At 58.6% G+C, this 18114-nt stretch carries 12 protein-coding genes; 8 read left to right on the plus strand and 4 right to left on the minus strand.

All coding sequences use genetic code 11. The features are described from left to right. Window positions 1–80 precede the first annotated feature (80 nt). From AC1ME2_RS10560 to AC1ME2_RS10585, 6 genes are all read left to right on the plus strand, one after another. Window positions 81–2024, plus strand: coding sequence for a hydantoinase/oxoprolinase family protein (locus AC1ME2_RS10560; RefSeq protein WP_480440965.1), 1944 nt, complete (start codon window positions 81–83; stop codon window positions 2022–2024). 2 nt (window positions 2025–2026) lie between these two features. Then, entirely contained in the window at window positions 2027–2428 is a 402-nt protein-coding gene (locus tag AC1ME2_RS10565; protein WP_480440966.1) for an acetone carboxylase subunit gamma, read from the plus strand. 40 nt (window positions 2429–2468) lie between these two features. Further along, the gene (locus AC1ME2_RS10570; protein WP_480440968.1) at window positions 2469–4616 is read left to right on the plus strand and encodes a hydantoinase/oxoprolinase family protein; all 2148 of its coding nucleotides are present in this window, start codon (window positions 2469–2471) and stop codon (window positions 4614–4616) included. Window positions 4617–4662: 46 nt separating this feature from the next. Continuing rightward, window positions 4663–6939 carry a hydantoinase B/oxoprolinase family protein gene (locus AC1ME2_RS10575; protein ID WP_480440969.1) on the plus strand — a complete coding sequence of 759 codons (2277 nt, stop codon included), beginning with the start codon at window positions 4663–4665 and terminating at the stop codon, window positions 6937–6939. Further along, the gene (locus tag AC1ME2_RS10580; RefSeq protein WP_480440971.1) at window positions 6936–7808 is read left to right on the plus strand and encodes a hypothetical protein; all 873 of its coding nucleotides are present in this window, start codon (window positions 6936–6938) and stop codon (window positions 7806–7808) included. The genes AC1ME2_RS10575 and AC1ME2_RS10580 overlap by 4 nt, the downstream gene beginning before the upstream one ends. Window positions 7809–7916: 108 nt before the next feature. Beyond that, window positions 7917–9200 (plus strand): CobW family GTP-binding protein, encoded by a 1284-nt coding sequence (locus AC1ME2_RS10585; protein WP_480440972.1) that lies wholly within the window; start codon window positions 7917–7919, stop codon window positions 9198–9200. Window positions 9201–9410: 210 nt separating this feature from the next. Here AC1ME2_RS10585 and azu read toward each other — a convergent pair whose 3' ends face one another. Then, window positions 9411–9854, minus strand: a complete 444-nt coding sequence (gene azu / locus AC1ME2_RS10590; RefSeq protein WP_480440973.1) for an azurin — start codon at window positions 9852–9854, stop codon at window positions 9411–9413. Window positions 9855–10213: 359 nt separating this feature from the next. Here azu and AC1ME2_RS10595 point away from each other — a divergent pair, with 359 nt between their 5' ends. Further along, entirely contained in the window at window positions 10214–10801 is a 588-nt protein-coding gene (locus AC1ME2_RS10595; RefSeq protein ID WP_480440974.1) for an LOG family protein, read from the plus strand. 108 nt (window positions 10802–10909) lie between these two features. Beyond that, window positions 10910–11095 carry a hypothetical protein gene (locus AC1ME2_RS10600; RefSeq protein WP_480440976.1) on the plus strand — a complete coding sequence of 62 codons (186 nt, stop codon included), beginning with the start codon at window positions 10910–10912 and terminating at the stop codon, window positions 11093–11095. An 88-nt stretch (window positions 11096–11183) separates the two neighbouring features. On the opposite strand, the gene AC1ME2_RS10605 is transcribed toward AC1ME2_RS10600, so the two are convergent. From AC1ME2_RS10605 to AC1ME2_RS10615, 3 genes are all read right to left on the minus strand, one after another. Then, window positions 11184–12095 carry a transglutaminase family protein gene (locus tag AC1ME2_RS10605; RefSeq protein WP_480440979.1) on the minus strand — a complete coding sequence of 304 codons (912 nt, stop codon included), beginning with the start codon at window positions 12093–12095 and terminating at the stop codon, window positions 11184–11186. Continuing rightward, the gene (locus AC1ME2_RS10610) at window positions 12095–14590 is read right to left on the minus strand and encodes a circularly permuted type 2 ATP-grasp protein (RefSeq protein WP_480440980.1); all 2496 of its coding nucleotides are present in this window, start codon (window positions 14588–14590) and stop codon (window positions 12095–12097) included. The genes AC1ME2_RS10605 and AC1ME2_RS10610 overlap by 1 nt, the downstream gene beginning before the upstream one ends. A 99-nt stretch (window positions 14591–14689) precedes the next feature. After that, window positions 14690–17980: a transglutaminase family protein gene (locus AC1ME2_RS10615; RefSeq protein ID WP_480440981.1), complete on the minus strand. Its 3291-nt coding sequence runs from the start codon at window positions 17978–17980 to the stop codon at window positions 14690–14692. Window positions 17981–18114: the final 134 nt, after the last annotated feature.

The raw sequence follows: 18114 nt of genomic DNA on the forward strand, positions 1-18114 counted from the left end.
CCTAAGCCGGTAACGGCAATACGGAAGACTGTGCTGTTCAAGCTCTGGTCAACTGATAACAAACAAAAGGACATAGACCCGTGACACTACAAATCAATATTGATAACGGTGGAACGCTCACCGATATCTGCATACTCACCGATAACGACGTCAAGAAAACCAAGGTACTCACCACGCCCTATGATTTAAGCAATTGCTTTTTTGAAGGTTTGAAAAAAGCGTCCGGCGTGCTCTATGGCGAACCCGATGTGCAGCGATTACTTGAGGAAGTGGACCTGATCCGCTACTCGACAACGCAAGGCACTAACGCAATATGTGAACGAAAGGGCCCCAAGCTCGGGTTGATTACCAGCCTTAACAACCACGAACTTTCAGACCAACTAAGGCAGCACGACGCCGACTTATATGACGCCTTGGTCGGGGTACGCGTCAGTTTGCTGGACACCGATTCTCTGGGCATCGAACAGGCAGAGATGGAGATTGTAAAATCCATCAATGCACTGACGGCGGCAGGCGCCAATCGCATCGTTGTCAGTTTTGCGGATAAAAACTTCGAAGCGCTGGAAAACATCTTCCGCAAGGTAGTACTTCGTAAATACCCTCGTCATCTGCTGGGCGCCGTCCCTACGTTATATGGCAGCGACCTGAGTATGGATGCGGACCCGATACGCCGTACCTGGACCGCCCTGATCAACTCCTTTCTTCATCCCGCGATGGAGCAGTTTCTGTTCAATGCAGAAAACCGCTTGCGTGCGTTCAACACCAAAAATCCGTTGTTGATTTTTCGCAACGACGGCGATGCTTCTCGCGTCGCCAAGACCGTGGCCGTGAAGACCTACAGCTCCGGTCCTCGCGGTGGCATGGAGGGGATGAAGTCTTTTGCCAAACGCTACGGGATGAGCGACGTTGTCGCGATTGATGTCGGTGGCACGACGACAGACATCGGCCAGTGCATCAACGGCAACGTGGCCGAAGTGCGACGCGGTCGGGTCGAAGGTATCAGCGTTTCATTCCCCCTCAGTGAAATTACCAGTGCCGGGGCCGGCGGCAGTTCGGTGTTCAAGGTTGTAGACAAGAAAATCGTGATCGGCCCGGACAGCGTCGGCGCAGTGCCCGGACCGGCCGCCTTTGGTCGCGGCGGCACGCAAGCGACGATTACCGATGCCAGCCTGCTATCCGGTTTGTTCGATCCAAAATCCTATTTTGGTGGCGGCATGCAACTGGATCTGGACCGTGCGGCAACCGCCATCGCCATCCATATCGCGACCCCCTTGGGGCTGGAACCCGATGACGCACTGAGCGCGATGGAAACCGCGTATGAAACCAAAATCGCTCAGGAAGTCCTCCGCGTCACCCAGGTCAGTAAAGAGACGGTGCTGCTGGCTTTTGGGGGCGCAGGCCCACTGAATGCCTGCGGTGTGGCTGAAAAAGCAGGAATCAGTCGTGTTGCGGTTCCCTGCATGGCGGCGGTGTTCAGTGCTTTTGGCATTGGCACTTGCGATATATCGCACCGCTACAGCGCTGTGCTGGACGCCGATCAACGCACCCAGGCGGGTGTCGATGCCGCACTGGCAGAGCTCAGTATCAAAGCCGGGCGCGACATGTTTGCCGAAGGCTTTCAACCGGGCGATTACGACATCGAATCACGTCTGTTCGTCACCGACACCAAGGGCAAAGAGTTCGTTCATCCCCTGGATAACGAGTCGAGCGCGCGCCTTGCATTAGCCGAGGCACACAGCGCGGAACTGGAAGTCACGGCGATCAAGCGCCTGCGTCAGGACGCTCATCAGGCCGCTCAGTTCACGCCGATCACCGCCGCCACAAGCAGCATTACCCGCCATGTACTCACGCGCGACCAAGGCCGTATCGATGTTCCGGTTTATCGACTGGCGGATTTGAAGGCCGGCGATTATGCCCAAGGGCCGGCGATTCTCGAAGAAGACTTCTTCACCTGCAAGGTGCTCGACGGTTGGACGTTTGCCATCAGCGACCACCAAGACATCTTATTGAACAGGAAGGCATGACCATGAAAGTACAGATGACTGAATACCTGCGTCTGGACCTGGACGCCGAGCTCTGGGAATGCCGCGTCTGCGACCACATCATCGGCACCGCTCACACAGGGTACAAGGAAGGCATGCTGGTGTATGACCGCGATCCACGGGACATCCATCCGCCCATCCTCGCGCCGGAAAAGTATCGCTATACCTTCAGCCCGGACCCGGAGTGGGTGCGCATCCTGGAATATTACTGCCCGAAATGTGGCACTCAGGTAGAAACCGAATACGTCCCGCCTGGCCACCCACCCCTGCATGACATGCAGCCTGATCTACCGGCCTTGCGCGCGCAGTGGGCGGGCCGTACCGAAGTCACTGAGGTTGCCGTCGGACCCGCTGTAACCCACAGCTCAGACGACCACAAACACTAAGCAATTCACTTCCACTCACTACAAAAACAAGGGAAATGATATGAGACGCGTTTCTGTCGATATCGGTGGAACATTCACGGATTGCTTCGTGGTCTGGGATGGCAAATACATCGAAACCAAGGCTCTGACTACCCATCACAACCTTGCTCTGGGTTTCAATCAGGCGCTGGGTAAAGGCTGCAAGATTTTGGATCTGGAGTTGGCCGACGTCCTCTCCAACGTGGACTCGGTTCGCTATGCGACCACGCTGGGCACCAACGCATTGATCGAGCACAAGGGGCCCAAGATCGGCATGTTGGTCACCTGTGGCTACGAGGCGACCGTCCCGCTGAGCCGTGGCCGCGGCTATGGCGAAGGCCTGGATATCCTGGGCCAGACCGACATACCCAATGCCAGCCGACCCAACCCGCTGGTGCTTCCCAGCATGATTCGAGGTGTGCGCGAGCGCCTGGATTTCGAGGGCAACCTCGTCATGGCCCTTGATGAAGACAACGTTCGTTTGCAGATTCGCGAACTGGTGAATCGCGGCGCCCAGATCATTGTCGTCTCGCTGATCAATTCCGTGGTCAACCCGGAACACGAGCAACGCATCGAAGAGATCTTGCAGGAGGAATATCCCTCTCACCTGCTGGGCGCTATCCCCATCATCCTGTCGCACCAGGTATCGGGGCGTAAGGGCGAATATGTACGCTCGGCATCGGCAGTCATAGACGGGTATCTGCACTCCACCATGTACCACGCGCTGTCGACGCTGGAACAGAATCTGCGCACGCACCGTTACGAGCAGCCGATGCTGGTTATTCATAACTCAGGCGGCATGGCCCAACTCAACTCCACCGATGCACTGCAAACCATTCACTCCGGCCCTGTATCGGGCATCGCTGCCTCCGAGCATCTGGCCATGCAGGCCGATCTCGGAAACGTCGTTGCCACCGATATGGGCGGCACCAGCTATGACATCGGTATCGTGGTCGATGGCGGCGTCAAACACTATGACTTCAACCCGGTCATCGACCGCTGGATGGTGTCCGTACCAATGGTGCATCTGGTGACGCTCGGGGCGGGCGGCGGTTCAGTGGCCAGCTATGACCGCATGTACAACACGGTCAAATGCGGGCCCGAGTCAGCAGGTTCAGACCCAGGCCCGGCCTGCTACGACCGTGGCGGCTTGAAGCCCACGGTGACCGATGCCGATTTGGTGCTGGGCTACCTCAACGCAGAGAACTATGCGGGAGGCTCCATCCCCCTGAATACGCGCCGCGCCGTCACCGCGATTGAAGACGCCATCTGTGAAGAGCTGGAGTGCGAAGTGATCGAGGCAGCGTTGCTCATCCGCGAGAAAGTGGATGACAACATGGCCAACGGTCTATTCACCGAACTACGTGCCCGAGGCTACGACCCGAAAGACTTCACCATGTTGGCCTATGGGGGCAACGGGCCGCTGCACTGCTGCAGCATCGCGCAAAACCTCAACATCGACAAAATTCTCGCGCCACCCTTCAGCTCGGTGTTCTCGGCCGTGGGCGCGGGCAACATTCACCAACTGCACATCCACGAAAAATCGCTGTACATGGTGCTGTACGACTCCAACTCCCGTCACCTGTTCAACGACTACGACCGCTTCAACGATATCGTGTCCGAACTCAAAGAGAGAGGCACACAGGACCTTCTGCGCCAAGGTATTGCGCGCCCGGACATCCGTCATAACCTGGAACTGGACATGCGCTACGGCAACCAGTTAGTCCAGACAACGGCGGTCATTCCACAGCACACCGTCCATGGCCCCGCCGATGTCCTGGCGTTGATAGAACAGTTTGCCAGTGACTATGGCAGCCGTTTCGGGGAAGGATCGCAGGCCCCGGAAGCAGGCATACGCATCAACACCATTCGCGTGGCCGCTTTTGTACACCATGAAACCGTGCAATTCGGCAACATCAAGCCCGTACCTGTAGAGCAGCGCAAACAACCCCCTGCACCTTCCTCCACTCGCAAATGCTACTTCGCAGGCCACAAAGAGGCCTTCGATACCCCGGTATGGAATCGTTCAGACATTGATCCTGGGGTGCAAATACGTGGCCCGGCCATTGTGGCCTCTGAAGTCACCACCTTCCTGGTCAACCCAGGCTGGAACTTCGTCGCCGCACTGCAAAACGCCTCTTGGTTTCTTCGCGATCAACTCACGCATTGACGCATTGATCAGCTGAAACTTTATGAACTCAAGAAAGGATCTAGACATGAACGATCTTGCTATCAAAGTCCCTAGCCTGACACCCAGTGCAGCAGATGCGGCGCTCATCAAGAAATTCCTTGAAGACACGACGCTGTTCCTCGCCCCTGACCCGGAAATCATGAACAACCATGATTTGATGCCTCGCTCGGAACAAGAAGACATCAGCATCCGTAAAGACTGTGATGCCCACACCATCGCCAAGATTCGTGACCGACTCCAATCCGGTTGTGATGAAGGCTACGAGATGGTCGAACAGATGGGTGCCGCGCCCGGTGCTAAATGGGGCGACGTCATCACCGGCGTCTACTCCGCATCCGGGGATCTGGCCATCGCCAGCGCCGGCGGTGTGCTGCTGTTTTCAGCGCTGGTGCACCACCCCATCAAGTTCATTATCAAGAACTGGATCAACGAACCCACGGTGGGCGTACGCGAGGGCGATGGTTTTATTCACAACGATTCGCGCTATGGCAACGTGCATAACACCGACCAGAGCATGATTCTGCCCATCTTCCATGACGGCAAGCTGGTGTGCTGGGTGGCCGCCACGGTTCATGAAGGGGAAAACGGTGCCATCGAGCCCGGCGGCATGCCGTCCATGGCAGAAAGCCCGAGTGACGAAGGGCTGAAAATGAGCCCGTTCAAAGTGGTTGAAAACTACCAGATAAAACGCGACCTGCTGACCTTCCTGCAAAACTCGGTACGCGAACCCAAGCTCCAGTACGAGGACATGAAGGTCAAACTCTACGGCTGCCTGCGCATCAAGCAGCGTATCGAAGACGTGCTCAAGACTGACGGCCCGGATGCACTGATCGCGACCCTGCGCCTGACCATGGAAAACGTGCGCACCGAAGTCAAACGCCGCATCAGCGAATGGCCGGACATGACCGTGCGGACCTACATCATTCAAGACTCCACGTTGCGCGAAAACTGTATCGCCAAAATCAACTGCCAACTGACCAAGAAGGGCGATCGACTGATCTTCGACTTCCGGGGTTCGGCACCGGAGTTTACCAACCGTCCCACCAACACGGTTCTGGCCGGGCTCAAGGGCATGCTCTCGCAGTTGGTCATGTGCTACATATGGCCCGACCTGCCGCGTGGACAAGCGGCCTTTGCACCTATCGAGGTCGTCACCGACCCCTACTCCATTCTCAACTCGTCTTACAACGCGCCCAACTCGCAGAGCCTGATGTCCATCTTCACCGGGTTCACGGCGGGCCAACATGCCGTCGCCAAATTCCTCTATAGCTGCCCGGAGAAGTACACCAAGGTCCATGCCCCTAGCTTCAACATGATCAACACCTTTATCTGGGGTGGCGTCAGCCAGCATGGCGAAACGCTCGGCAACCTGTGTGCCGACCTCAATGGCATGGGCGGCGGAGCACGCGTGGACATGGATGGCGAGCCAGGCTTGCAACCTATCTTTGCCACGATGGCCGACGTCGGCGAGCAAGAACTCAACGAAGAAGACGTGCCATTCCTGCAACTGGTCTCCAAGAAAATGACCCGCGATGCCATCGCGCCGGGTAAATATCGGGGTGGGCAGGGCTACACCATGATTGTGGCCACCAAGGACAGCGAAGAGTGGGGCTTCATGACCACCGCCCAGGGCGCCAAGGTTCCACCGCTCCAGGGACTCTTCGGCGGGTATGCCTGCGGCACCTATCCGCTATCCAAAGTCAAAGGCGTGGACGTTTACGATGTTCTGCTTAATGAACCGGAAAAGTTCAAGCACTCCATCGAGGAGATCATGAACGAGCAATCCTTCGAGGGGGCCGATTACACCACGCACCACATGGGCATGGGCTTTGAAATATCCAACCGGGGCGAGCTGTTCATGATTGCCCAAGGGGCTGGCGCAGGCTACGGCGACCTGCTGGAACGGGACCCCGCATTGATCGTTAAAGACCTGGAAGAAGACCTGATCTCACATGGCGTGGCCGAACGTCTGTACAAGGTTAAGATCGCTCCCGATACGCTGATTGTCGACCATAAGGCCACCCAGGTGCTGCGCGACAACGAACGCAAGGACCGGCTCTCCCGGGGTATTCCCTATGCGGAGTTCATCAAGACCTGGAACAAACCCAAACCACCGGCTCACCTGCCCTACTTCGGCTGCTGGGGGGACGATGCAGACATACTCTACATGGGCACCCCGGACAAAACCCGCCGGGCCAACGAGCCTATGCCCAACTACATGCGCCATCCCAAAGATGTACGTATCGAAGAGCTGGAAGCGCGGCTTTCAGCTGTCGGGGCGTCGATGGATGAAAAAAGATGAGCACGCCATTTGCCGAGCAGTTGCCCAAACCGGCAGGCAACGGGGCCATACGCTTATGGCTTAAATCATCCGCCTATACACGGAGGCTGCTTCAAGGCTCTGCGGAGGCCGATGTATGGACCCATGCGGCGAGTTTTCTCGCCTGGTTTTCCCAGTCGCACGGGCTGCTCAAACCGGAGGTAGCGATCCTTGAAGTAGGCGAGCTTTTTGACGCTTGGATCGCCCGCAACGGTGGGCTGGAAAGCCGCCTGGGCAAGCGCCGTCGGCCCACCACCGCGTTACGCGCCCTATTGGCAGAAGAGGAGCCTAAAGCCTTGCTCGCCGAAGTCATCGACGCGGTCGATTCCCACCTGCGTGGACGGGTACCGCTCGTGCTGGCGATGCCTTCGCCACGGCATTGGCTGAGCCATGCCAACCGGCTGGCCAATCAACCTGACGAAGCGCCCGATGCCGACACCGTAGAGGATGCCAGCATTTACCTGGCCGACCTGCTGCGCGCCGTCTCCACCAAGCCGGTGAGCGGTGTGCTACTCGAGGAAGCCGCAGGCGATACAGCCTTCAGCGCCGCCGACCTGGAACGCTACAGTTCTGTCGTCAACGTTGCGCGGCATTATCGCTGGTCGCTCGCCCTGCGCTTGCCTCCGGGCACGCCCGTGCCCAGCCGCAGACTGGAGGACTTCGATGCGGTGATTGCACAGGGCGTGCGGGGCACGGGCGTGTCGTCCAAAGGACGGGACATCAGCGCCGAGTTTACTCACAGCCCTCCCCACCCTCTGGCTGACGGTGAGTTTTACTTTGCATCGGTCGATCCCGGGCTGCATCCCGAGTCAGTACTGGAGACCCTGGAGTTGTTGCGCAAGCGGGCCTGAGTTGCATCGATACAGCGTCGCCCCACGAGTCTGGCCGGTATCGGGCCCGTGGGGACACGCCATTAATAACAACAATCGTATGATCGGCTTTTGGAGACTATTCCAATCATGAAGACCCCTACGCCTGCTCTTTCTCTTGTCACCAGCACCCCTAAAAAAGAAGCAATAGACCGTGTGCCTGTCACCGTACTGACCGGCTTCCTCGGCTCGGGCAAGACCACACTGCTCAACCACTGGGCAAGCCAGCCTGGCATGTCGGGCGTTGCGCTGCTGGTCAATGAGTTCGGCGATGTCGGCATTGATCATCACTTGGTGGACCATGTCAGTGATCAGATCGTGCTTCTGGATTCAGGCTGTCTGTGCTGCCGCACCCAAGGCGATCTGATTGGCGCCCTCAAATCCTTGTCCGAGCGTAGCGCGCGTCAGGACATTGCGCCCATCACCCGCGTCATCATCGAAACCACCGGTCTGGCCGACCCGGTGCCGATCATTTACACCTTGATGGAGGATGCTTTCGTCAGAGCCCGTTATTTGTGCGATGGCGTCGTCACGACTGTTTCTGCGATGCATGGGCATGAACAGCTTGAACACTACTCAGAAACCACACGGCAAATTGTGGCGGCGGATCGCCTCTTGATCACCAAGTGCGACCTCGCAGGAACCCAGGCAGTGGAGGCGCTGCAAGCCAGCCTTTCACAACTCAACGCACACGCGGTTCAAACGCTGGTGCGCAGGGGGCAGGCGCCTCTGGACGTGTTAGCGGGCAACGGCCTGTATGGGCGTTCGCACCTTCAGAAAGTCAGCCTGCCGAACTGGATGGGAACACCCCACATTCCGCTTGTGGCAGACCTTGATTTGACACGTGTCAGTAACGATAGCGATCAAGACCACAGCAGCGTCCAGCGCCTTCATTTACCCCCACTCACTCGGCATCACACCGACGAGACTCACAGTTTTGTCGTGCGCTTTACCCAGGAAGTCCCTTGGTTCGGATTCTCACTGGTAATGGGACACATACTGCGTAAATACGGTAAACACTTGTTGCGCGTCAAAGGCTTGATGCTGGCTGCAGATGACCCGCGCCCATTGGTCGTGCAGTGTGTGCAAGACGTTGCTTATCCGCCCGTACGTCTGCCTGCGTGGCCAAAGGAAGGGGCGTTTGCCGACGGGTGTAGCCGGCTGGTATTCATCACTCGCGGCTTGCTGAAGGATCAGATTGAATCCCTCTGCGACGACTTGTCCAACTTGCCGGCAGATCGGCCCGCGCTAAGACAAAGTGCGGCGGATTTAGCCCTGCCGACACGCTGCTGGTTTTCCCAGCGAGTCCCCGTCATGAACAACCAAAAACTACAACACGGTGGATGGTTCGTTCAGTCAACACAACTGAAGTGACCCAAGGAGGAAAACCTGCAATCGCTCATGACCTGCCATGCCGCCAACCGTACGTGGACACTTGTCGGAGATCAGCGCAGGCACCGTCGCCCGGGAGGCGCAGTGAGCTGCAATGAACTGGCGGGAAAAACCATTCGCATGACGTTAAAAATGGCTGAAGCGTCATAGCCCGACGCAGGGTCGGGCTATGGTGCTTGCTTAAAACGCTTATTACTTAAGCGTGATAGTGCCTTTCATCATGCTGATGTGGCCTGGGAATGTGCAGAAGAACGCGTACGGTCCAGCATTGAGCTTCGACACATCGAAGGTCACCGAATCTTTTTCGCCAGCACCAATGATTTTGGTGTGGGCAATGACGCGAGCATCGCCGTCTTTCAGGTAGTTCTTGTCGACACCCATGGCAATACCGTCGGTAGCGATGGGCTGCGCATCAGCTTCTTTGGCCAATACCCAGTTATGGCCCATGACTGCTTTTGCCATGCTGCCGGAGTGGGTCAGATTAACGGTGAACGTCTTGCAGGTTTTGTCGACAGTGATTTCTTTAGTGCTGTAGGACATCTGGTCCGTGGAATCGATGTCGACCTTGCACTCTGCCGCTAACAGGTGGCTACTGGCTAACGTCAGCAGGGATACAGCAACAAGTTTACGAAGCATGGTGAATCTCCAAGGCAGGGTAATTTTTTGAAGAAAACTGTCCGGCGGAAGACTGCCTGATCTGCGGTCAAGTTCCAATGATCTGCGTCAATGCAACGCATGCCATGGGCTGCAGCTATCGACGTCATCAACACAATCAACCAACCAGGCGAGTGGCGGTGCCATAACATGGGCCATCATCACTCTCTGGAGCACACATCATGCACCTCAACAGCCTGTTTCGCAGCTTGTTTGCTGCATATGCCTGTGGCGCCAGCGGTACCTATGAGCGCCATTACGATTAACCCGGGCGCGACTGGCGCTTGGACTGATCTGTCCGAGCCCTTACTCTGTGAGCGTCGATGACCCTGGAGTAAGCAATGTCTTTAACGTCTGTATGTGTATTTTGCGGTGCCAGTACCGGCACCCACCCCGCCTACCGCGAAGCCGCCATTGCGCTGGGTCGTGCGCTGGCTGAACGTAAGCTGACCCTGGTCTATGGCGGCGGTGCCGTCGGCCTGATGGGTATCGTGGCCGATGCCGCCTTGGCGGCGGGCGGCGAAGTGATCGGGATCATTCCTCAAAGCCTGAAAAATGCTGAAGTGGGCCACGAAGGCCTGACCCGCCTGGAAGTCGTCGATGGCATGCACGCCCGCAAAGCGCGTATGGCAGAGCTGAGCGATGCCTTTATCGCCTTGCCGGGCGGCTTGGGTACGCTGGAAGAGATGTTCGAAGTCTGGACCTGGGGCCAACTGGGCTATCACGCCAAACCGCTGGGCCTGATGGAAGTGAACGGCTTCTACAGCAAACTGACCGGTTTTCTCGACCACTTGGTCAGCGAAGGTTTCGTCCGCGAGCCGCACCGCGGCATGCTGCAGGTCAGCGAGTCGCCGAGCGAACTGCTGGACGCCCTTGATGCCTGGATACCCCTTGCGGCGCCAAAGTGGGCAGACCAAAAGCCGACCTGATCAGCAGGTCAAAAGTCGTGCAGAGACCGTTGAGTACACAACGCCGTGTGCCCGACCCCGTTCTCAGGCAGAATAGCGGCATTTCCCGCCTTATACAGAGGACCGCCCATGGCTAAACCTAACTATTCCTTCGCCAAACGTCAGAGAGATCTGGCAAAAGAGCAGAAGAAAGAGGAAAAGCTGCAGAAAAAGAATGCTGCCCTGACTGAAACCGGCGTGGAAGGCGAAGCCGTTGAAGGCCAAGAGCCTGCCGACGATGCTGAGGCGACTCCAGAGCAAACGCCTGCCAGCTGAACCTGCGGGGCTTCGCCAATCGACGAAGCCCGTACGCCACGTCTGTCGCTCAAGCGACAGACCATGGCCTCCCACCTTCTAAGCACCTTCACGACAGTTGATTACCCTGAGCGCTGACTGGCATCACCGTCACGCGAACCTCCGGGTCATGGCTGCCGCCCCCCAGAATCACCCCACGCAACGGCGACACATCGGAAAAATCCCGGCCCCAGGCCAGGCTGATGTGCTCCAACGCAGGCTGCACATTGTTGGTCGGATCAAAGTCGACCCAACCCAGCACCGGACAAAATACCGAAATCCAGGCATGCGAAGCGTCCGCACCGATCATTCGTGGCTGACCCGGCGGCGGCTGAGTGAGCAGATAGCCACTGACATAGCGTGCCGCGAGGCCGCGTGAGCGCAGACAGGCAAGCATCAAGTGAGCAAAGTCCTGACACACCCCGCGTCGATTTTCCAGCACCTCAACCAGCGGCGTTGCCACCTGAGTGGCCTCATCATCGAAGGTGAACTCACTGAAAATTTTCTCCATCAACGCCTGCGCGCACAGCAATAGCGGCTGATCGAGGGCAAAACAGCTTTCAGAGAAATCGACGAAGGTTTGTTTCAAATGCACATAGGGCGACTCGAAACGGAACCGGCACGCTTCAAGAATCGCCGGCGACATCGGCCGCCCGCTGTAGGTCAACGCGCTTCGCGTGGCCTCCCAACCGGCGGACTCGCGAAAGTCCAGCGGCGGCCGGGCCAGCACTTCGATCCGCAATCGCGCGCTGACCTTCAATTCATCATGCGGTCTTTCGAACGCCAGACGCGTAAGCGGGTTACCAAACACATCCAGTTCGTCCCGCCGAGAGGTCGGCGTTGGCGTGATCAGCAATTGCTGCTCGGTGCAACGCTGCCAGGGGCAAGGCCGTGGCCACAAATGCGCCAATTGCTGCGCCAGAGACACCGGGCTGTCGTATTCGTAGTGAGTGTCGTGAAGAATCTGGTAATGGGCACTCATCAGACGGATACCGTGCGCTGGCTAACATCATCGACGTGGGCAAAATGGCGCAGGGCCAATCGGTCCGATACTTGGCCGCTGGCCTCACCGATGCTCTGCAGCAAATCGGCCAGACCATTGAGTACAGCGCGCACGCTGCTTTGGCCGAACAATGGATTCTCCAGGCTGCCAAGGTCGAAGATCGACAGACGCTTGATCAGCAACGGCAGACTGGCATCACGGGGCGCGCCGAAGTCATCGTTCAAACGGGCCAGCGAACGCGACACCAGCTTCAGCTGGAATAACACCGCGTGCGGGTTTTGCTCATCGAGCAACAGCAGGTCGAGCACCGGAATCAGTTGCGGCACCGCCAGGTAACGCGAGCGATACGTGATGCTGCTGTTGCCCAGCTCCAGCAACCATTCCAGGCCCGCGTCATCGTTAACCGCAGCATCGCGCAGGAATGCCGCCAGGCTGGTGCTGAGAAACCGTAGACGTTCGATGCGCCGACCGATCATCAAAAAGCGCCAGCCTTCATCGCGGGTCATGTCGTCCAGAGCAAAGCCGGACAAGGCTGCCAGCGACATCACCAGACGATTGAGGAAATCCAGCAGTTCGCCAAAATCGGGCTCGTCGGTTTCCAGACTCATGGCTTCGCGTTGCAGCTCAACCAATGCCTGCCAGTTTTCTCGCGACAGCTTGCCGCGCACTTGCGATGCCGCCCACTGCAGACGTTGCAGGTTGGCACGCAGGCTGAATGACCAGTCTTCGCCCAACAGTGCCGCGAGCAAACGCTCGTGCAGCTCGCCCCCTTCTTCCTCGTCTGGCAGCAGGTGCAGGCTCTCGCCCAGCTTCACCGCCGCTTGCAGGGCCAAAGGGTCATCGCCATCGACATAGCGCGCCAGCATGATCCGCAGCAACCGCGCACTGACATCGCAACGCTCGCAATAGCGGCCGAACCAGAACAGATTCTCCACCACCCGCGATGGCAGATAAGGGTCTCGACGGATCAGGTCGCGCACACCGAGGGCGCGCTGACCTTTCCACGGTTCGACACCATAGACCCGCTCACCCAACACCCAAGTGTCCTTGCTCGCCCCGCCGCTCTGCATCGACACCACCTCGGCATCGGCTTGCGCCGCCACCCGGGTCAATCCGCCCGGCAGCACCCGATAACCGTCTGCGCTGGCGACGGCGTACACCCGCATCCCAATCGCCCGAGGCTGCAACTGACCGCTGTCAGCGTGCCAGACCGGCGCGTGGGACAGCTGCGCCAGTTCTTGCGCAACATAAGCGTAAGGCCGAGCCCGCATCCGTTGCGCTAATGCCTGTCGCTGCTCGGCATTCAAATCGCGGCCAAACACCGGTGTGAAACTTTGTGACGGGAACGCCGGCTTGATCAGCAGTTCTGGGAGTTTTGCCAGTGCCTGCTCCAGCACCGGAGGCTCGCCACACCACCAGGTGGCCACGGACGGGAGGATCAATTTTTCACCAAACAGGTGCTCATTGATTTTCGGCAGAAAACCCAGCAAGCCGGGAGACTCCAGAACGCCGCTGCCCAAGGCATTGGCGACCAGCACGCGTCCTTGGCGCACCGCTTCCAGCAAGCCGGGAACGCCCAGCGCAGAGTCGGTGCGCAATTCCAGCGGATCGCAGAAGTCATCATCGAGCCGACGCATGATCGCGTGAACCCGACGCAGGCCACTGAGCGTTTTCAGGTAGACCGTGGCGTCGCGCACCGTCAGATCGCCGCCTTCTACCAGTGGATAACCCAGTTGGCGAGCGAGATAAAGGTGTTCGAAGTAGCTTTCGTTGAAGCGGCCGGGGGTCAACAGCACCACCAGAGGCGCCTCTTTGTCGCTGGGCGCCTGGCGCACCAGCGTCTCCTGCAAGGCGCGGAAAAAGCTCGACAGATGCTGCACCTGCAAGTCGCGGTACATGTCCGGGAACGCGCGCGAGACGATTTGCCGGTTCTCTAGCGCATAACCGGCACCCGAGGGCGCCTGAGTACGGTCGGCGGTTACCCACCACCGGCCATTAGAGCTGCGGGCCAGATCCACGGCGTACATGTGCAGGAACGTGCCTTCGGGCGGCCTCATGCCCTGACACGGCCACAGAAAATTGTTATGCCCGAACACCAGCTCCGCCGGCAGCAAACCGTCGGCGATCAACTGTTGAGGGCCGTACAGGTCGGCCAGCACCGCATTGAGCAACCGCGCCCGCTGAGCGATGCCTGCGGCGACGTGCTGCCATTCCTGAGCGGGTATCAGATGCGGCAGCAGATCCAGCTCCCAGGGCCGGTCTGCGCCTTTTGGATCGGCGTAGACGTTGTAGGTCACCCCGTTTTCCTGAATCTGACGCGTGAGCAACGCCTGCCGCTGCATTAATTGTGCGGGCGTGCTGCGTTGCAGATGCTCATACAGACGCTGCCAATGTGGGCGAACAGCGCCGCTGACATCCAGCATCTCGTGATAAGTGCCCGCAGTGAGCGGATAACGGACAAGCAGGTCGGGCATGAAGGGCTCGGCAGACAACAAAAGACGTCAGATTAGTGCAGACAGATATCACGCGTATGGGTAAACCCTGCGCGTGAGATCTCCCTGAATGGGCTTGTTTTAATGGCGACGCATATCCAGCGTCATGGGCAGTTCATCATTAATGCTCAACAACGGCACGTGCAGCTTGCCGGCGCTATGACCGATACGGAAAAAACGCGACAGACGCCGGCTTTCGGCTTCGTTGGCATTCACCGGCAACGTCTCGTAATTACGCCCGCCTGGATGCGCGACATGATACTCGCACCCTCCCAGCGAACGTTGCATCCACGTGTCGAGCAGGTCGAACACCAGCGGCGCGTGCACCGGAATGGTCGGCTGCAAACAATTGGACGGTTGCCAGGCGCGATAACGCACACCCGCGACGAACTCGCCGACACGCCCTGTCGGTTGCAGTGGCACCGCGATGCCATTGCAGGTCAGCATGTAGCGCTGCGGCGGCAAGCCGTTGACCTTGACCTGCAAACGTTCCAGCGACGAGTCGACATAACGAACGGCACCACCCGCAGCCCCCTCTTCGCCCAGCACATGCCAAGGCTCCAGTGCCTGACGCACTTCCAGTTCGATACCGCTGACCGCGTAGTCGCCGACTTTCGGGAACCGGAACTCCAGATGCGCGGCAAACCATTCGGCACGCACTGGATAACCGGCGGCATTCAGCTCGACGATGACATCGGCAAAATCCTGCTCGATAAAGTGCGGCAGCATGAAGCGGTCGTGCAGTTCGGTGCCCCAACGCGCCAACTTCCCGGGTGCATAAGGCTCACGCCAGAAACGCGCGACCAGCGCCCGCAGCAATAGCTGCTGGGCCAGACTCATGCGGGCATGGGGTGGCATTTCAAAAGCGCGCAGCTCCAGCAGGCCCAAACGCCCCGTTGCGCCATCCGGCGAATAGAGCTTGTCGACACAGAACTCAGCGCGGTGCGTGTTGCCGGTGACATCGATCAACAGGTTTCGCAGCAGCCGATCCACCAGCCACGGCGCACATTCCTCGCCGGGTTCCGGCATTTGTGCGAAGGCGATTTCCAGCTCGTACAACGAGTCGTTGCGCGCCTCGTCGACACGCGGCGCTTGCGAGGTCGGGCCGATAAACAACCCGGAAAACAGGTACGACAACGAGGGATGATTGTGCCAATAGCTGAGCAGGCTGCGCAGCAAATCCGGACGCCGCAAAAAGGGAGAATCCGCCGGGGTCGCGCCACCAAGGACGAAGTGGTTACCACCGCCGGTACCGGTGTGGCGACCATCGATCATGAATTTTTCGGTGGTCAGGCGTGTCAGTCGCGCCTGTTCATAGAGAAATTCGGTGCGTTCGACCAACTCATCCCAACTGGCAGAAGGCTGCACATTGACTTCAATCACGCCAGGATCAGGGGTGATCCGGAAGTTCGACAGCCGTGGATCACTCGGGGGTTCATAACCTTCAAGCAATACCGGGCAGTGCAGCTCCTCGGCAGTGGCTTCGATGGCAGCGACCAGCTCAAGGTAATCCTCCAGCTTCTCCAGCGGCGGCATGAACAGGTACAACCGCCCTTCCCGTGCTTCAGCGCACAGCGCGGTACGGGTCAGCCAATGGGCCGACTCCGCAGTCTCGGGCTCACGCTCTTCGTTGAGGTTGACCTGCTCGGTCAGGCCGCTCAACTGCGACTGCACCTGAGCGCTGCTCGGCAGTTCGGCGAAGTCCTGGTTATGGTCAGTCGGGTGAATGAACGGGTATTCCGACGCTTTGACCCACGGTTGCGAGGCCAGCGGCAATCGGTAACCCAATGCCGAATCCCCCGGCACCAGTCGGCAATGTTCGTCACGCAGGAACCAGCGACCGCTTTGCCATACATCGCCAGCAGTCGCGCGGGTCAGCGGCAGCACCTGGCCGATGACCTTATCCAGACCTTGGGCGAAGACTTTACGCAGGCGATCACGTTCCAGCTTGTCATCGAGACGTGAATCCTCGGCACTGACATTCAGAGGCAACGCGCCTTCGCGCCACAGGTAATAGAAATTGTCTTCGTAAGCCGGGAAAACGAAACGCCCCGGCAGCTTCAGGCGCCCGGCAACGCTGGCGAGAAAACGTCCGGCCATCTCGCCATCGGCGCCGTAGTCTTCGCCTTCATCGGCAATCAGTGCGTTGTTATGCCATACAGGCTGGCCGTCTTTGCGCCAAAAGCAGTTCAGCGACCAGCGCGGCAGTTGCTCGCCGGGGTACCACTTGCCTTGACCGAAGTGCACGATCCCCAGCGGCGCGTAGTGCTTACGCATGCGCTGATAAAGCTCGGCCGAGAGCTTGCGCTTCTCTGGCCCCAGCGCTGCGGTGTTCCATTCATCGCCGTCGCGGTCATCGATGGAAACGAACGTCGGTTCGCCGCCCATGGTCAGGCGCACATCGTCAGCGATCAAATCGGTGTCGATCTGGTGCCCGAGGGCCTGGATCGCCAGCCACTGCTCTTCGCTGTACGGCTTGGTGACGCGAGGCGCTTCCCAGATGCGCTCGACCGACATTTCATGGGTGAACTCGGTTTCGCACGGCTCGACCAAGCCACTGATCGGCGCCGCAGAAGACGGCTCGGGGCTGCATGCCAATGGAATATGGCCTTCGCCAGCGAACAGACCGGATGTTGCATCAAGTCCGACCCAACCAGCGCCGGGCAGATACACCTCGCACCACGCGTGCAAATCGGTGAAATCGACATCGGTGCCAGACGGCCCGTCGAGTGCTTCGACATCCGCCTTGAGCTGGATTAGGTACCCCGACACGAAGCGCGCGGCCATGCCCAAGTGACGCAGCAACTGCACCAGCAACCAGGCCGAATCGCGGCATGAGCCGGAAGCGTTTTCCAGGGTGAATTCCGGCGTCTGCACGCCGGGCTCCATACGAATCAGGTAGTCGATGTCCTGGCTCAAGCACTGGTTCAGCGCCACCAGAAAGTCGATGGCAGGCAACGGCGTACGATCGATGCTCGCCAGATAGGCTGCGAACTTCGGCGTGAGTGGCAATTGTTCAAGGTACGGCGCCAGCTCACGCTGTTCGTCACGGGCGTAGGAAAAGGGGATTTTTTCCGCGTACGGCTCAAGAAAAAAGTCGAACGGGTTGAACACCGCCATCTCGGCGACCAGATCAACTTCAACGCGTAATTCATTGGTCTTTTCGGGGAAGACCAGACGGGCCAGGTAATTACCTTGAGGGTCCTGCTGCCAGTTGATGAAGTGCTGCTCCGGCAGGACTTTCAAGGCATAGGACAAAATGCGCGTACGGCTATGAGCCGCCGGACGGAGTCGAACGATCTGTGGACCCAGCTCTACTGCGCGGTCGTAGCGGTAATGCGTGACATGGTGCAAGGCGATATGAATCGACACGGCGTGCCTCCTGCGAGCCTGGACGGTAATGGAACCGCGCAAGACTTATGCCATCCGGGCAAATACTGCGGTTCCTTGGTACAGCAGCAGCGCGGGGCACCATTAAAGCGCCATGCCTGACCTGCGGTGCAAGC

The organism is Pseudomonas sp. ASL9 (assembly GCF_056680335.1).